This window comes from Phenylobacterium sp. LH3H17 (assembly GCF_024298925.1).
Taxonomy (GTDB): Bacteria; Pseudomonadota; Alphaproteobacteria; order Caulobacterales; family Caulobacteraceae; genus Phenylobacterium.
Window position 1 is genome coordinate 2,561,395 of sequence record NZ_CP101283.1, and the last position, 14,092, is coordinate 2,575,486.

At 69.9% G+C, this 14,092-nt stretch carries 15 protein-coding genes; 10 read left to right on the forward strand and 5 right to left on the reverse strand.

What is annotated here, in order from left to right:
* Positions 1-216 precede the first annotated feature (216 nt).
* The gene (locus M9M90_RS12710) at positions 217-426 is read left to right on the forward strand and encodes a cold-shock protein (protein WP_254833600.1); all 210 of its coding nucleotides are present in this window, start codon (positions 217-219) and stop codon (positions 424-426) included.
* Positions 427-533: 107 nt separating this feature from the next.
* Positions 534-803, forward strand: a complete 270-nt coding sequence (infA, locus tag M9M90_RS12715; RefSeq protein WP_254833601.1) for a translation initiation factor IF-1 — start codon at positions 534-536, stop codon at positions 801-803.
* A gap of 183 nt (positions 804-986) precedes the next feature.
* Here infA and efp read toward each other — a convergent pair whose 3' ends face one another.
* Positions 987-1,553: an elongation factor P gene (gene efp / locus M9M90_RS12720; protein ID WP_254833602.1), complete on the reverse strand. Its 567-nt coding sequence runs from the start codon at positions 1,551-1,553 to the stop codon at positions 987-989.
* A gap of 134 nt (positions 1,554-1,687) precedes the next feature.
* Here efp and epmA point away from each other — a divergent pair, with 134 nt between their 5' ends.
* Positions 1,688-2,743: an EF-P lysine aminoacylase EpmA gene (gene epmA, locus M9M90_RS12725; protein ID WP_254833603.1), complete on the forward strand. Its 1,056-nt coding sequence runs from the start codon at positions 1,688-1,690 to the stop codon at positions 2,741-2,743.
* Between the two features lie 36 nt (positions 2,744-2,779).
* On the forward strand, positions 2,780-3,841 hold the full coding sequence (locus M9M90_RS12730) for a lysine-2,3-aminomutase-like protein (RefSeq protein ID WP_254833604.1): 1,062 nt from the start codon (positions 2,780-2,782) through the stop codon (positions 3,839-3,841).
* Here M9M90_RS12730 and hutC read toward each other — a convergent pair.
* Both hutC and M9M90_RS12740 read right to left on the reverse strand, forming a co-directional pair.
* Positions 3,799-4,506: a histidine utilization repressor gene (gene hutC / locus M9M90_RS12735; protein ID WP_254833605.1), complete on the reverse strand. Its 708-nt coding sequence runs from the start codon at positions 4,504-4,506 to the stop codon at positions 3,799-3,801. The genes M9M90_RS12730 and hutC overlap by 43 nt on opposite strands.
* Positions 4,503-5,873 carry a formimidoylglutamate deiminase gene (locus M9M90_RS12740; protein ID WP_371876849.1) on the reverse strand — a complete coding sequence of 457 codons (1,371 nt, stop codon included), beginning with the start codon at positions 5,871-5,873 and terminating at the stop codon, positions 4,503-4,505. The genes hutC and M9M90_RS12740 overlap by 4 nt, the downstream gene beginning before the upstream one ends.
* A gap of 65 nt (positions 5,874-5,938) precedes the next feature.
* On the opposite strand from M9M90_RS12740, the gene hutI reads away from it, so the two are divergent.
* From hutI to M9M90_RS12770, 6 genes are read left to right on the forward strand one after another with little or no spacing between them, the layout of a single operon-like run.
* A complete protein-coding gene (hutI, locus tag M9M90_RS12745; RefSeq protein WP_254833606.1) occupies positions 5,939-7,144 on the forward strand; it encodes an imidazolonepropionase in 1,206 nt (401 codons plus the stop codon).
* Complete coding sequence (gene hutH, locus M9M90_RS12750; protein WP_371876850.1) at positions 7,141-8,673, forward strand: histidine ammonia-lyase; 1,533 nt, start codon at positions 7,141-7,143, stop codon at positions 8,671-8,673. The genes hutI and hutH overlap by 4 nt, the downstream gene beginning before the upstream one ends.
* Complete coding sequence (gene hutG / locus M9M90_RS12755) at positions 8,670-9,482, forward strand: N-formylglutamate deformylase (RefSeq protein WP_254833607.1); 813 nt, start codon at positions 8,670-8,672, stop codon at positions 9,480-9,482. Before hutH ends, hutG begins: the two co-directional genes overlap by 4 nt.
* Before the next feature lie 7 nt (positions 9,483-9,489).
* Complete coding sequence (gene hutU, locus M9M90_RS12760) at positions 9,490-11,157, forward strand: urocanate hydratase (RefSeq protein ID WP_254833608.1); 1,668 nt, start codon at positions 9,490-9,492, stop codon at positions 11,155-11,157.
* Complete coding sequence (locus M9M90_RS12765; RefSeq protein WP_254833609.1) at positions 11,157-11,723, forward strand: HutD family protein; 567 nt, start codon at positions 11,157-11,159, stop codon at positions 11,721-11,723. The genes hutU and M9M90_RS12765 overlap by 1 nt, the downstream gene beginning before the upstream one ends.
* Positions 11,724-11,764: 41 nt before the next feature.
* The gene (locus M9M90_RS12770; protein WP_254833610.1) at positions 11,765-12,766 is read left to right on the forward strand and encodes an alpha/beta fold hydrolase; all 1,002 of its coding nucleotides are present in this window, start codon (positions 11,765-11,767) and stop codon (positions 12,764-12,766) included.
* Here the strand turns inward: M9M90_RS12770 and M9M90_RS12775 are convergent.
* Positions 12,763-13,545, reverse strand: a complete 783-nt coding sequence (locus M9M90_RS12775; RefSeq protein ID WP_254833611.1) for an SDR family NAD(P)-dependent oxidoreductase — start codon at positions 13,543-13,545, stop codon at positions 12,763-12,765. The two genes, M9M90_RS12770 and M9M90_RS12775, sit on opposite strands and share 4 nt — an antisense overlap.
* Complete coding sequence (locus M9M90_RS12780) at positions 13,542-13,982, reverse strand: VOC family protein (protein ID WP_254833612.1); 441 nt, start codon at positions 13,980-13,982, stop codon at positions 13,542-13,544. Before M9M90_RS12780 ends, M9M90_RS12775 begins: the two co-directional genes overlap by 4 nt.
* Between the last annotated feature and the right edge of the window lie 110 nt (positions 13,983-14,092).

Below are 14,092 nucleotides of genomic sequence, written 5' to 3' on the forward strand. Positions count from 1 at the left end.
TGAGATCGCGATGGCTTGATCGCGGCGTTCGTCGAAATGAATTGCTTTTTTCCTCAGTAGATGGTCTACGACCGTATCGAATATCGTTTTGGTTCGGCCGCTATCCCAGTTCGAGTTTACTCGAACATCCGGACCTGCCCTCGACCCCATCCGAAATTTTGATCCCTCGGCCGCTCTTGGCGCGAGGTAATATTAAGACCCGGAAGGGGACTTCTCATGGCTACCGGTATTGTTAAGTGGTTCAACGGAACCAAGGGCTTCGGCTTCATCCAACCCGATGACGGCGGCGCCGACGTTTTTGTGCACATTTCGGCCGTTGAGCGCGCCGGCATGGGCACCCTGAACGAAGGCCAACGCGTCGCCTTCGAACTGGAGCGCGATCAGCGCAGCGGCAAGATGTCGGCTGGTCAGCTGCAATCCGCCTAAGGCCTTTGCGGGCGTAAGCCCGCCACTGCCAGACGGGCCGGCTCACGCCGGCCCGTTTTCATTTTTTCACGACCTCGCCGGACCTCCCGGCGGAGAGGAGGCCTCGTATGGCCAAGGAAGAGCTGATCGAATTCGACGGCCTGATCGTCGAACTGCTGCCCGAAGGCCGGTTCCGCGTGAAGCTGGACAACGACCACGAGATTCTCGCCTACACGGCGGGCAAGATGAAGAAGAACCGCATCCGTTCGCTGGTCGGCGACCGCGTCATCGTCGAGATGACCCCTTACGACCTGACCCGCGGCCGCATCACCTACCGCCACAAGACCGACGGCCCCCGGGTCGGCGGCGGCGCGCGCCCGACGTTCCGCAAGCGCTAGAACTCTGAGATAGATCCTCCCCCAGCGCGTAGCGCGGTTTGGGGGAGGTGGATCGTCGCCCCTTCGGCGACGAGACGGAGGGGGTTCAAGCCCCCCCAATAATGAGTCAAAGTCCCCCTCAGTCAGCTTCGCTGACAGCTCCCCCAGAGGCGGAGCATCTAGCCGGAGTCAGATCGCTCGTCCCTAGTCCTTGGCGCGTTCGAGGTAGCTGTTGTCCTCGGTGAGGATCACCACCCGGGTGCCGACGGCGATGTAGGGCGGCACGGTGGTCTTCACCCCGTTCGAGAGAATCGCCGGCTTGTAGGACGAAGAGGCGGTCTGGCCCTTCACCGACGGCTCGGTCTCCACGATTTCCAGGGTCACCGTGCGCGGCAGGGTCAGCGAGATCGGCACGTCGTTGTGTGTGGCCACCTGGATGGTCATGCCCTCCTGCAGGAACGGCGCGGCGTCCCCCACCACTTCGGCCGAGGCCGTGACCTGGTCGTAGTTCTCCGGGTTCATGAAGTGGAAGCCGTCGCCATCCTGGTACAGGAAGGTGTGGTCGCGCTCGTCCACGAAGGCCTTCTCGACCTGTTCTGTGGTGCGGTAGCGCTCGGACACCTTCACGCCGTCAGAGATGCGCCGCATGTTGAGCTGGGTCACCGGCGTGCCCTTGCCGGGATGGATGTTCTCGGCGTTGAGGACCACGTAGAGCTTGCCGTCCATGTCGACGACGGAGCCTTTGCGCAGGGAGCTGGCGATTACCTTCAAGTCGGTCTTCCTCAAGTTCGCGGCGGTTTCGGCGGCCGCGTCGATGATGCTTTGCCCGCCCCTATAGCGAACCTTGCCAGGATCGCCATAGCTCTCCCGCTTCGCGCGCGGCCTGCGACACCGTAAACAGCCTCATGCCGACCGCCCTGCCCTCGCCCTGGTGGCGTCCCGACAGCCACCGTGACCGCCGCCCGTTCCTGACGGCGCGCAACGCCATCAAGCGCAAGCTGCGCGACTGGTTCGAGGCCGACGGCTTCACCGAGGTGGAGGCCGCGGCCCTGCAGGTCTCGCCCGGCAACGAGGCCCATCTGCACGCCTTCGCGACCGAGGCGATCACCACCGACGGCCGCCGATCGACGCTCTACCTGCACACCTCGCCGGAATTCGCGGCCAAGAAGCTGCTGGCGGCCGGAGAGACGAAGATCTTCGATTTCGCCCGGGTCTGGCGCAACCGCGAGCGCGGGCCGCTGCACCATCCTGAGTTCACTCTGCTGGAATGGTACCGGGCGAGCGAGACCTATGAGGCCCTGATGGCCGACAGCGCCGCCCTCTTGGCGCTTGCCGCCGAGACGGCCGGGGCCAAGGCCCTGACCTGGCGCGGTGGGACCGCCAACCCCTTCGCCGAACCCGAGCGGGTGACCCTGGCGGAGGCCTTCGAGCGGTTCGTCGGCATCGACCTGCTGGCCAGCGTCGGGGTTGACGGCGCGACGGATCGCGACGCCCTGGCGAGGGCGGCCGCCGCCGCGGGGATCCGGGTGGCCGACGACGACACCTGGACCGACGTGTTCAGCCGGGTGCTGGTGGAGAAGATCGAACCGAACCTGGGCATGGGCCGGGCGACCATCCTTTGCGAGTACCCGGTCTGCGAGGCGGCCCTGGCGCGGCCAAAGCCTGGCGACCCGAGGGTGGCCGAGCGATTCGAGCTGTATGCCTGCGGGGTGGAGCTGGCCAACGCCTTCGGCGAGCTCATAGACCCCGCCGAGCAGCGGCGCAGGTTCCAGATCGAAATGGACGAGAAGGCCCGCGTCTATGGCGAGCGCTATCCCATCGACGAGGATTTCCTGGCGGCGCTGGAACACATGCCCGAAGCGTGCGGCATAGCGCTGGGCTTCGACCGGCTGGTGATGCTGGCGACCGGAGCCAGCCGGATCGAACAGGTGCTGTGGACTCCGGTCGCCGGGACCGACTGATTGCCGGGGGGCGGCGCCTTGGGCCATATGCGGCCCATGACCTACCAGACGACCCTGCGCAGTGCGGCGGCGCTCGCCGAAGCCAGGCTGATTTCGCCGGGCCAGCTACCGGACCTGGAGCGCGTGGCCGCCCAATACGCTGTCGCCATCACGCCCGCCATGGCCGAGCTTGTCGAGGCGGCCGACGACCCGATCGCGCGCCAGTTCCTGCCCGATGTCCGCGAGTTGGACGTCCACCCCGACGAGCGCGCCGATCCCATCGGCGACGCGTTACGCAGTCCGGTGGAGGGGATCGTCCACCGCTACCGCGACCGGGTGCTGCTGAAGGTCACCCACACCTGCGCGGTCTATTGCCGGTTCTGCTTCCGCCGCGAGATGGTCGGCCCTCAGGGTCTCGGCGCGCTCACGCCCGCCGAGCTGGATGCGGCCCTGGCCTACATCGCCGGTCGGCCCGAGATCTGGGAGGTGATCGTCACGGGCGGCGATCCGCTGGTGCTGTCGGCGCGGCGGCTTGCCGACCTGATGGACCGGCTGGACGCCATCGACCACGTCAAGGTGGTTCGCTTCCACACGCGCGTGCCAGTGGTCGATCCGGCCGCGGTCACCGACGAACTGGTGGCGGCGCTGAAGCGGCCCGGCAAGGCGGTCTATGTGGCCATCCACGCCAACCACCCGCGCGAACTGACGCCGGCGGCGCGCGCGGCCTGCGCCCGGCTCGTGGACGCCGGCATCCCCCTGGTCAGCCAGAGCGTGCTGCTGGCCGGGGTCAATGACGATCCGGCCACCCTGGGCGCCCTGATGCGCGCCTTCGTGGAGAGCCGGATCAAGCCCTACTACCTGCACCAGGGCGATCTGGCGCCCGGCACCGGCCACCTGCGAACCACGATCACCGAGGGCCAGGCGCTGATGAAGGCCATGCGCGGCGACTATTCCGGGCTCTGCCAGCCGACCTATGTGCTGGACATCCCCGGCGGCCACGGCAAGGCGCCGGTGGGGCCGAGCTATCTGAGCGCCGACGGCGCGCGGGTGGAAGACCCCAGTGGGGTGTCACACGTCTATCCGCCCCGCGACGACCCGAACCTCGCCACAAGGTCATAGGCTTCGCCCGGGAAGAGCTGGCGGACCTGGGTGACGTGGGTGGGGCCCCGCCAAGTGCGGCGGTCGACGGCCAGGCAGGCCGCGCCGCGGGGAATCTCAAGCAGTCTCGCAGTGGCGGCGTCGGCGCCGACCGCGCTGATGCGGTGCTCGGCCTCGGTCCAGGGGACGTGCTCCAGTAGCCAGGCGCCGGGCGGATCCTGCGAGAAGTCTATCCCGGCGGCCTCGGGCGCGACGGCCAGGCTGATCAGGCGGTGCTCGACGGCGAGTGGTCGCCCTGCGGCCAAGTGCAGGCCGCGCAGGTCCAGCAGGGCCCCGCCCGCCGCCAGCTCCGACTCCGCCGGCCCGTTGGCGGCGCGACGGCGCGAGGAGATCAGGCGGAAGGCGTAGGTCTGACCACGACGGGTGACCTCCGAGCGCAGGTCGGGGATGTCCAGGACCGCCGAATGGACCTTGGGCCGGGCCACGAAGGAGCCGGCCCGGCGGCGGCGCTCGATCAGCCCGGCCTCGGCCAGCGCCGTCATCGCCTTGTTCACGGTCATGCGCGAGCACCCGTGGGCGGCCATCAGCTCGTGCTCGTAGGGAATACGATGGCCCGGCGGCCAGGCCCCGGACAGGATCTGGCCCTCGATCTCGCTGCGGATACGCTGATGCAGGGGCGCAGTCATGCGAGCACGCGGGCCACGGCCTTGCGGTAGCGGTCTGCGACGGCGTCGCGGGCCCGATGGCGACCGCCGCTGACCAGCTTGACGCCCGCGCGCCAGACCCCGTCGACGACATCGCGGCGTCCGGCGAACACCCAGCTGTCGATCAGGGGGTCGCCGCGCCGGGCGGCCAGGGCCGGATGCTCGGCGTCGAGGGTGACGATGTCGGCCGGCTCGCCCGCCGCGAGCCGCGGCGCACCGACCCCGAGCGCCTGGGCGCCGCCCGTCAGGGCCGCGCGATAGAGGCTCGCGCCGGTGGAGTCGCCGGGCTCGGCGGCCATGACATTGCGGTTCCGCCGCGCCAGGCGCTGGCCGTATTCGAGGGTCCGCAGTTCCTCGGCGACGTCGATCAGCACGTTGGAATCCGAGCCGATCCCGAACCGGCCGCCCTGCTGGCGGAACTCCGGGGCCAGGAACAGGCCGTCGCCGAGATTGGCCTCGGTGATCGGGCAGAGACCCACCACCGCCCCGGCGCGCGCCATGTCGGCGATCTCCTCCAGGGTGACGTGGGTGGCGTGGACCAGGCACCAGCGGGGGTCGACCGCGGCATTGGCCATCAGCCATTCGATCGGGCGCCGACCCGACCAGGCCAGGCAGTCCTGAACCTCCTGGGTCTGCTCGGCCACGTGGATGTGGATGGGCCCCTCGCCCGCCAGACTCGTGAGGGCGCTCAGCTCGCCGGGGGTCACGGCGCGCAGACTGTGCGGCGCCAGGCCGACCACCGCGCCGGCGAGGCCCGCGACCGCCATTCGGCTGGCCTCGAGCAGGCGAGCGAAGCTGTCGATGTCGTGGACGAATCGAGCCTGGCCCGGGGTCGGGTCGGCGCCACCGAACCCGAAATGGGCGTAGAACACCGGCAGCAGGGTCAGGCCGACGCCGCTCTCGTCGGCCGCCGCGGCGATCCGGGCGGCCATCTCGGCGGGATCGGCGAAGGGCGATCCCTCCCGGTCGTGATGCAGGTAGTGGAACTCCCCCACCCGGGTGAAACCGGCTTCCAGCATCTCGACATAGGCCTGGGCGGCGATGGCCTCGACCTCGTCGGGTCCGAGGCGTTCCAGGAAACGGTACATGACCTCGCGCCAGGTCCAGAAGCTGTCGCCGGCCGGGCCGCGCACCTCGGCCAGGCCCGCCATGCCGCGCTGGAAGGCGTGGCTGTGAAGGTTGGGCAGGCCGGGGAGCGCCGGGCCGTTGGCCGCCTCGTGGACCTCGCGCGGGACGCCGTCCTGGACGCGAATGATGCGGCCGCCCTGAAGCGTCAGGCGGACGTTTTCAGCCCAGCCCGTTTCCAGCAAGGCGCTTTCGAACCACAGGGTCGTCGTCGGATCGGTCACTGGACAAGCCTCACGTCTCGGACTTATGTCTATACATATTCGCCGTTCGAGGGAAGGAGGCGGCCATGCGCTGCGACAGGGTCTGGGCTCGCGCCCGCCTCGCCACGCTCGCCTCCGGGCGGCTAGGCCTGGGCGAGGTTGACGATGGCTGCGTGGCGGCCCGCGACGGCCGGATCGTCTATGCGGGCTCGGCCTCCGAGGCGCCGGCCTTCGTCACCGACGAGACGATCGATTGCCAGGGCCGCTGGATCACGCCGGGACTCATCGACCCTCACACCCATCTGGTGTTCGGCGGCGACCGCGCCCACGAGTTCGAGCTGCGCCTGTCCGGCGCCTCCTATGAGGAGATCGCCCGGGCCGGCGGCGGCATCGTCTCGACCATGGCCGCCACCCGCGCCGCGAGCGAGGACGAGCTGACAGCCGGCGCCCTGCCCCGCCTGGACGCCCTGATCGCCGAGGGGGCGACGACCGTCGAGGTGAAGTCCGGCTACGGGCTTTCGCTGGAGCACGAACTGAAATCGCTGCGCGCGGCGCGCGCGCTTGGCCAACGCCGCGCCGTGACCATCAAGACCACCTTCCTGGGGGCCCACGCCCTGCCGCCCGAATTCGCGGGCGATGCGGACGGCTATATCGACCTGGTCTGCCGCGAGTTGATCCCGGCGGTGGCCGCCGCGGGCCTGGCCGACGCGGTGGACGCCTTCTGCGAAGGCATCGGCTTCACCCCGGACCAGACACGCCGGGTGTTCGAGGCCGCCAGGGCCCATGGGCTGCGCGTCAAGCTGCACGCCGAACAGCTTTCCAACCTGCATGGCGCGGCGCTGGCCGCCGAGTTCGGTGCGCTGTCGGCCGACCACCTGGAGCACCTGGACGAGGCCGGCGTCGCCGCCATGGCGCGCGCTGGCGTGGTGGCCACCCTGCTGCCCGGCGCCTACTACTTCGTCCGCGAGACGAAGCCGCCGCCGATCGGCGCCCTGCGCGCCGCCGGCGTGCCCATGGCGCTGGCCACCGACTGCAATCCCGGCACCTCGCCGCTCACCTCGTTGCTGCTCACCATGAACATGGGCGCGACCCTGTTCCGGCTGACCGTGGAGGAGTGCCTGGCCGGGGTCACCCGCGAGGCCGCGCGCGCGCTGGGGATACTCGCCGAGACCGGGACCCTGGAGGCCGGCAAACGCTGCGACCTCGCCGTCTGGGACATCGAGCGCCCGGCCGAACTCGTCTATCGCATGGGCTTCAACCCGCTCCATGCCCGCGTCTGGAGTGGCCTATGAACGACGTCGTCTTGCGGCCCGGCGAGGTGAGCCTCGCCGAATGGGCGGCGATCTACCGGGGGGCGACGGCGCGGCTCGACGCGTCCAGCGCCCCGCTCATCGCCGAGAGCGCCGCGGCCGTGGAGCGGATCCTGGCCAAGGGCGAGCCGGTCTACGGGATCAATACCGGGTTCGGGAAGCTGGCCAGCGTCCGCATCGCCGCGGCCGATCTTGCGACGCTGCAGCGGAATATCGTGCTCTCGCACGCCGCGGGGGTCGGGGAGGCTTCTCCGGTTCCTGTGATCCGGCTGATGCTGGCGCTGAAGCTGGCGAGCCTGGCCCAGGGCGCCTCCGGGGTGAGGCCGGCCACAGTCGCCTTGCTGGAGGATATGCTGACAAAGGGCCTGACGCCGGTCATTCCCGGCCAGGGTTCGGTGGGCGCCTCGGGCGACCTCGCGCCGCTGGCCCACATGGCCGCGGCCATGATCGGGGTCGGCGAGATCTTCGTCGGCGGGACGCGGCTGCCGGCCGGCGAGGCTCTGGCCCAGGCCGGGCTCGCGCCGCTGTCGCTCGGGCCCAAGGAGGGCCTGGCCCTGCTGAACGGAACGCAGTTCTCCACCGCCAACGCGCTCGCCGCCCTGTTCGGGGCCGAGCGGCTGTTCCAGACCGCCCTGGTGACCGGAGCACTGTCGACCGAGGCCGCCAAGGGCTCGGACACGCCCTTCGATCCCCGCATCCACGCCCTGCGCCGCCATGCCGGCCAGATCGAGACCGCCGACGCCCTGCGCGCGCTGATGGAAGGTTCGGCGATCCGCGCCTCCCACCTGCAGGGCGACGAACGGGTGCAGGATCCCTATTGCCTGCGCTGCCAGCCCCAGGTGATGGGTGCGGCCCTCGACGTCCTGCGCCAGGCCGCCGCCACCCTGGCGACGGAGGCCAACGGGGTCACTGACAATCCGCTGATCTTCCCGGAGAGCGACGAGGCCCTGTCCGGCGGCAACTTCCACGCCGAGCCGGTGGCCTTCGCCGCCGACATGATCGCGCTGGCCGTCTGCGAGATCGGCTCCCTGGCCGAACGGAGGATCGCCATGCTGGTGGACCCAGCGCTGTCGGGCCTGCCGGCCTTCCTGACCCCCAAGCCGGGGCTAAATTCCGGTTTCATGATCCCGCAGGTGACCGCCGCGGCCCTGGTCAGCGAGAACAAGCAGAAAGCTTATCCGGCCAGCGTCGACTCCATCCCGACCTCGGCCAACCAGGAGGACCATGTCTCCATGGCCGCCCACGGCGCGCGGCGACTGCTGGGCATGGTCGACAACGCCACCGCCGTTATCGGCATCGAGCTGCTGGCGGCGGCCCAGGGCTGCGACTTCCATGCGCCGCTGACCTCGAGCCCGGTCCTGGAGGCGACGCGCGCGCTGCTTCGCGCTCAGGTCCCGCACCTAACCGACGATCGCCACTTCCATCCGGACATGGAGGCCGCCATCGCCCTGGTGCGCTCCGGCGCCGTGCTCGACGCCGCCGGGGCCGTCCACCTTCCAAGCGTGTCGTGATGGAGTGGCTGGAGGTCCATCGCGGCGCAGCGCCCCTGGTGGTGAGCTTCCCGCACACTGGGACCCTGATCCCCCTGGAGATCGAGAGGCGCCTGGCCTCGCCCTGGCTGGCGCGCAAGGACGCCGACTGGTGGATCGACCGGCTGTACGGCTTCGCCCGCGACCTGGGGGCGACCACCGTGCGCACCGCGGTCAGCCGCACGGTGATCGACGTGAACCGCGCCCCCTCCGGCGTCTCGCTCTATCCGGGTCAGGCGACCACGGAACTCTGCCCGACCACCACCTTCGACGGCGAGTCGCTCTACGCTGACGGCGGGCCCGACGACGCCGAGATCGCACGGCGTCGGGAAACCTATTTCGCGCCCTATCACGACGTCCTGCGGACCGAGCTGGCCCGCCTGCGCGGCGTCCATGACAAGGTGGTGCTCTACGAGGCCCATTCGATCCGCTCGGTCATTCCGCGCCTGTTCGAGGGCGAACTGCCGAACTTCAACCTGGGCACCAATTCGGGCGAGAGCTGCGATCCGGCCCTGACCGCCGCCGTCGAGGCGGCCTGCGACGCCAGCGGCTTTTCCCGCGTCACCAACGGCCGCTTCAAGGGCGGCTGGACCACCCGCCACTACGGCGAGCCGCGGTCCGGCGTCCACGCCATCCAGATGGAGCTCGCCTGCCGGGGCTACATGGACGACCCGGCCGAGCCGCCGACCCCGGCGATCTGGCCCGCCCCCTACTCCGACGCTAAGGCCGCACCCATGCGCGCGGCCCTCACCGATGTCCTGAAGGCGTGCATCGCCTTCGCCAAAGCCTGAGTCCGCCATGACCCGCCTCGACACCAATCGCGTCATCCGCCCCGCCACCGGCACGACGCTCACCGCCAAGAGCTGGCTCACCGAAGCGCCGCTGCGGATGTTGATGAACAACCTGCATCCCGACGTGGCCGAGCGCCCCGAAGAGCTGGTGGTCTATGGCGGCATCGGCCGGGCGGCGCGCGACTGGGAGAGCTTCGACAAGATCGTCGAGACGCTGCGCCGCCTGGAGGACGACGAGACCCTGCTGGTCCAGTCGGGGAAACCGGTCGGCGTGTTCAGGACCCACGCCGACGCGCCCCGGGTGCTGATCGCCAACTCCAACCTGGTGCCGCGCTGGGCGACCTGGGAGCACTTCAACGAGCTCGATCGCAAGGGCCTGGCCATGTACGGCCAGATGACCGCCGGCTCCTGGATCTATATCGGCGCCCAGGGGATCGTGCAGGGCACCTATGAGACCTTCGTGGAGATGGGCCGTCAGCACCATGGCGGCGACCTGTCCGGCAAGTGGCTGCTGACCGCGGGCCTGGGCGGCATGGGCGGGGCCCAGCCCCTGGCGGCGGTGATGGCCGGCGCCTCGTGCCTGGCCATCGAGTGCAATCCCGCCAGCATCGCGATGCGGCTGCGCACCGGCTATCTCGACCGCTCCACCGAGAACCTCGACGAAGCCCTGGCCTGGATCGAGCAATCCTGCCGCGACAAGACCCCGATCTCGGTCGGCCTGCTGGGCAACGCCGCCGAGCTGCTGCCGCTGATGTTCGCGCGCGGGGTGCGACCGGACCTGCTGACCGACCAGACCTCGGCTCACGACCCGATCAACGGCTACCTGCCCAAGGGCTGGAGCCTGGAGCGCTGGGCCGCCATGCGCGCCCAGGACCCAAAGCAGGTGGAGGAAGCCGCCCGGGCTTCCATGGCCGAGCACGTCCGGTCGATGCTGGCCTTCCAGGCGGCCGGCGTGCCCACCGTCGACTACGGCAACAACATCCGCCAGATGGCCAAGGAGGAAGGCGTGAGCAACGCCTTCGATTTCCCGGGATTCGTGCCGGCCTATATCCGCCCGCTCTTCTGCCGGGGGATCGGGCCCTTCCGCTGGGCGGCGCTGTCGGGGGATCCCGAGGACATCTACAGGACCGACGCCAAGGTGAAGGCGCTGATCCCCGACAACGCCCACCTGCACAACTGGCTCGACATGGCGGCCAAGCGGATCCAGTTCCAGGGCCTTCCGGCGCGGATCTGCTGGGTAGGGCTGGGCGACCGCCACCGCCTGGGCCTTGCCTTCAACGAGATGGTCGCCTCGGGCGAGCTGAAGGCCCCCGTGGTGATCGGCCGCGACCACCTGGACTCGGGTTCGGTCGCCTCGCCCAACCGCGAGACCGAGGCCATGCGCGACGGTTCCGACGCGGTCTCCGACTGGCCGCTGCTGAACGCCCTGCTGAACACCGCCTCGGGCGCCACCTGGGTGTCGCTGCACCATGGCGGAGGGGTGGGCATGGGCTTCTCGCAGCACGCCGGCATGGTCATCGTGGCCGACGGCACGCCGGCGGCGGCCAAGCGCCTTGAACGTGTGTTGTGGAACGACCCGGCCAGCGGCGTGATGCGCCACGCCGACGCCGGCTATGAGATCGCGCTAACAGTGGCCCGCGAGAAGGGTCTGGACCTGCCGGGCATCCTTCCCTGATGCAGGTCCTGCGCGCCGCAGACCGGATCGCGGTCCCCTGGAAGAACGGCGGCGGGGTCACCCGCGACGTCGTCGTCTCGCCGGCAGGCGCCGGGATCGACAAGTTCGACTGGCGGCTCAGCATCGCCGATGTGGCGACCGGTGGGCCATTCTCGGCGTTTCCGGGGGTGGACCGCGTCCTGACGGTTATCGAGGGCGCGGGCTTGTCGCTGTCCATCGACGGCCGCGCGGCGGTGGTGCTGGAAGCGGGCTCCCCGCCCCTGGCCTTTTCCGGCGATGCGCGCTGCGAGGCCGGCCTGCGGGAGGGCCCGATCCGCGACCTCAATGTCATGGTGCGACGCGGAGCCTACCGCGCCCACGTCCGGCGGCGGTCGCTGGACGCCGGCGACATCTTCGTTGGTCGGGGCGAGGTCACCCTGCTGCTGGTCCTGGAGGCCGCGACCGCATCCTGGCCGGGCGGCGAGGCCGCCTTGGCCCGCGAAGACGCCCTGCTGGCGCCCGCCGGCGCGCCGGTGACCTTCGGCGCCGCTGTCCGCCTGATCGTGGCGCAGATCGATCCGGCCTGAACCCCGACATCGCAGCCTTCGCCAAGGGCTGACGCGACGGCATGGTTGACGCCGAACGCCAACAGGTTCGAGCCTTCGCCTTCATCCACACGGGGTCGGTCATGCTAGGGCGTCTGGGACTGGTTCTTGCGGCGGCGCTGCTGCTGTCGGGGTGCGCGGCGGATCTCACCTATGCGGAGCTGGAGGCGAAATACGCCAGCCCCGCCTCGCGCTACCTCGACCTGCCGGACGGCGTGCGCGTCCACTACCGCGACCAGGGCCAGCGGGACGGACAGCCCCTCGTGCTGCTTCACGGCTTCTCGGCGTCCCTCCACACCTGGGAGCCGTGGGTGCGCGAGCTCGGAAACGACTACCGAATCGTCAGCCTCGACCTGCCAGGCCACGGACTGACGAGAACCCCGGACGGCTACGCGCTGTCGACGGCAGGCAATGTGGCGGTCGTGCAGGGGGTGGCGCGGGCGCTCGAACTCGACCCCTTCGTCCTGGCGGGAAATTCCATGGGCGGGGCGGTCGCCTGGAACTACGCCATCGCCCATCCCGACCGGCTGCGGGGCCTGGTCCTGGTCAACGCAGCCGGTTGGCCGCGCAGCGAGGCCCCGGACTCACAGCCCCTGGCCTTCAGGCTGATGGGAAACCCGATCGGGCGAGCGCTGCTCAAGAACCTCAATCCGCGACCTGTCGCCGGGCCGGGCCTAAAGGACGCCTACCTGGACGAACGCCTGGTGACCAAGGCGGTGGTCGATCGCTATGTCGACTTCGCCCGGGCGCCGGGCCGGCGGGCGCTTCTGCTCGCCCCGCGCGAAGCTCCGCCGACGCCTATCCGGCCGGAGACCTTCACGGCGATCACGACGCCGACCCTGGTGATCCACGGCGACGAAGATCGGCTGATCCCCGTCGCGGACGGTCGGGCCCTCGCCGGCGCCATTCCCGGCGCCAGGCTGATCACCTATCCGAAGGTGGGCCACATACCCATGGAACAGATCGCCAAGCACTCCGCGGCCGACGTACGGGCGTTCGTGGAGAGCCTGCCGCCGTCCCCCTAGTCGACCGGCACCGTGTAGTTGAGCGCCAGCCGGCCGCCGTCGGGATAGATGGTCTGGCCGGTGATGTAGGAGGCGTCCTCGCTTGCCAGGAACACGGCCACGCGGCCGATCTCCTCCGGTTCGCCGAAGCGCTTGAGCGGCGTGCGCTGCAACACCCTGCGGCGCGCGTCGTCGTCCTCCATCACGCCCTTCAAAATATCCGTGACGATAGTGCCGGGGCCGATGGCGTTGACCCGGATGCCGTAGGGCGCCAGGCCCAGCGCCATGGCCTTGGTCAACTGGCCGACCCCGCCCTTGCTGGTCACGTAGGCGACCTGGTTGGGGATCGCCAGGATCGCGTTGATCGACGACATGTTGATGATCGAGCCCTTGATCTTGGCGTCGACCATGTGGCGGGCCACGGTCTGGCCGATTACGAAGGGCGCGCGCAGATTGATCGCCAGCACCCGGTCGAAGTCGGCGAGCTCGGCGTCGAGAATGTCGCCCGGGGCCAGGACGCCAGCGTTGTTGACCAGGACATCGATACGGCCCAGCAGGGCGGCGGCCTTGATCACCGCAGCGCGGGCGGCGTCGGCGTCGCCGACGTCGCAGGTCAGGGCATGGACCTTGCGGCCCGATCGCTGGGCCAGGTCCGCGGCGGCTGCGGCCAGCCGCGGGCCGTCTATATCCATGAGGACCATGTCGCAGCCCTCCTTGGCGAAGGCCTCGGCGCAGCCCAGGCCGATGCCGCCGGCCGCCCCAGTGATGAGCGCGCAGCGCCCCTCCAGGCGACCGGTCACCAGGCGCCGACGTTGGGCATGGATGTCCAGGGCTCGGCCGGGGCCATTGCGGGGCCGGCCTGCAGCAGCTCGATGGAGATGCCGTCCGGCGAGCGGACGAAGGCCATGCGTCCGTCGCGGGGCGGGCGGTTGATCGTCACTCCGCCGTCGGCGAGCCTCTGGCAGGTCGCGTAGATGTCGTCGACCGCATAGGCCAGGTGGCCGAAATTGCGCCCGCCGCCATAGTCCTCGGGGTCCCAGTTATAGGTCAGCTCGACCGTCGGGGTCTTGCGCTCGGCGGCCGCCGCCTCGTCGCCCGGCGCGCACAGGAACACGAGGGTGAACCGTCCCCCGGGGTTTTCGACGCGCGAGACCTCCATCAATCCCAGCTTGTTGCAGTAGAAATCGAGCGAGGCGTCGAGATCGGTCACGCGGACCATGGTGTGCAGGTATTTCACGACGTGGGGGCTCCCTTCGAAGACTGGCCGCCGTGGTGTGCCGCCAGGTTAAGGTCTGCGCAAGGCTGTGCTGCGAACCTATGGCGTAAAGGGTACGATATCCGCCGAAC

Coding starts and splice junctions, on each gene's coding strand:
- infA (WP_254833601.1), top strand. CDS start 534: ATGGCCAAGGAAGAGCTGATCGAATTCGACGGCCTGATCGTCGAACTG.
- hutH (WP_371876850.1), top strand. CDS start 7,141: ATGAACGACGTCGTCTTGCGGCCCGGCGAGGTGAGCCTCGCCGAATGG.
- epmA (WP_254833603.1), top strand. CDS start 1,688: ATGCCGACCGCCCTGCCCTCGCCCTGGTGGCGTCCCGACAGCCACCGT.
- hutU (WP_254833608.1), top strand. CDS start 9,490: ATGACCCGCCTCGACACCAATCGCGTCATCCGCCCCGCCACCGGCACG.
- M9M90_RS12730 (WP_254833604.1), top strand. CDS start 2,780: ATGACCTACCAGACGACCCTGCGCAGTGCGGCGGCGCTCGCCGAAGCC.
- M9M90_RS12710 (WP_254833600.1), top strand. CDS start 217: ATGGCTACCGGTATTGTTAAGTGGTTCAACGGAACCAAGGGCTTCGGC.
- M9M90_RS12765 (WP_254833609.1), top strand. CDS start 11,157: ATGCAGGTCCTGCGCGCCGCAGACCGGATCGCGGTCCCCTGGAAGAAC.
- hutI (WP_254833606.1), top strand. CDS start 5,939: ATGCGCTGCGACAGGGTCTGGGCTCGCGCCCGCCTCGCCACGCTCGCC.
- M9M90_RS12770 (WP_254833610.1), top strand. CDS start 11,765: ATGGTTGACGCCGAACGCCAACAGGTTCGAGCCTTCGCCTTCATCCAC.
- hutC (WP_254833605.1), bottom strand. CDS start 4,506: ATGACTGCGCCCCTGCATCAGCGTATCCGCAGCGAGATCGAGGGCCAG.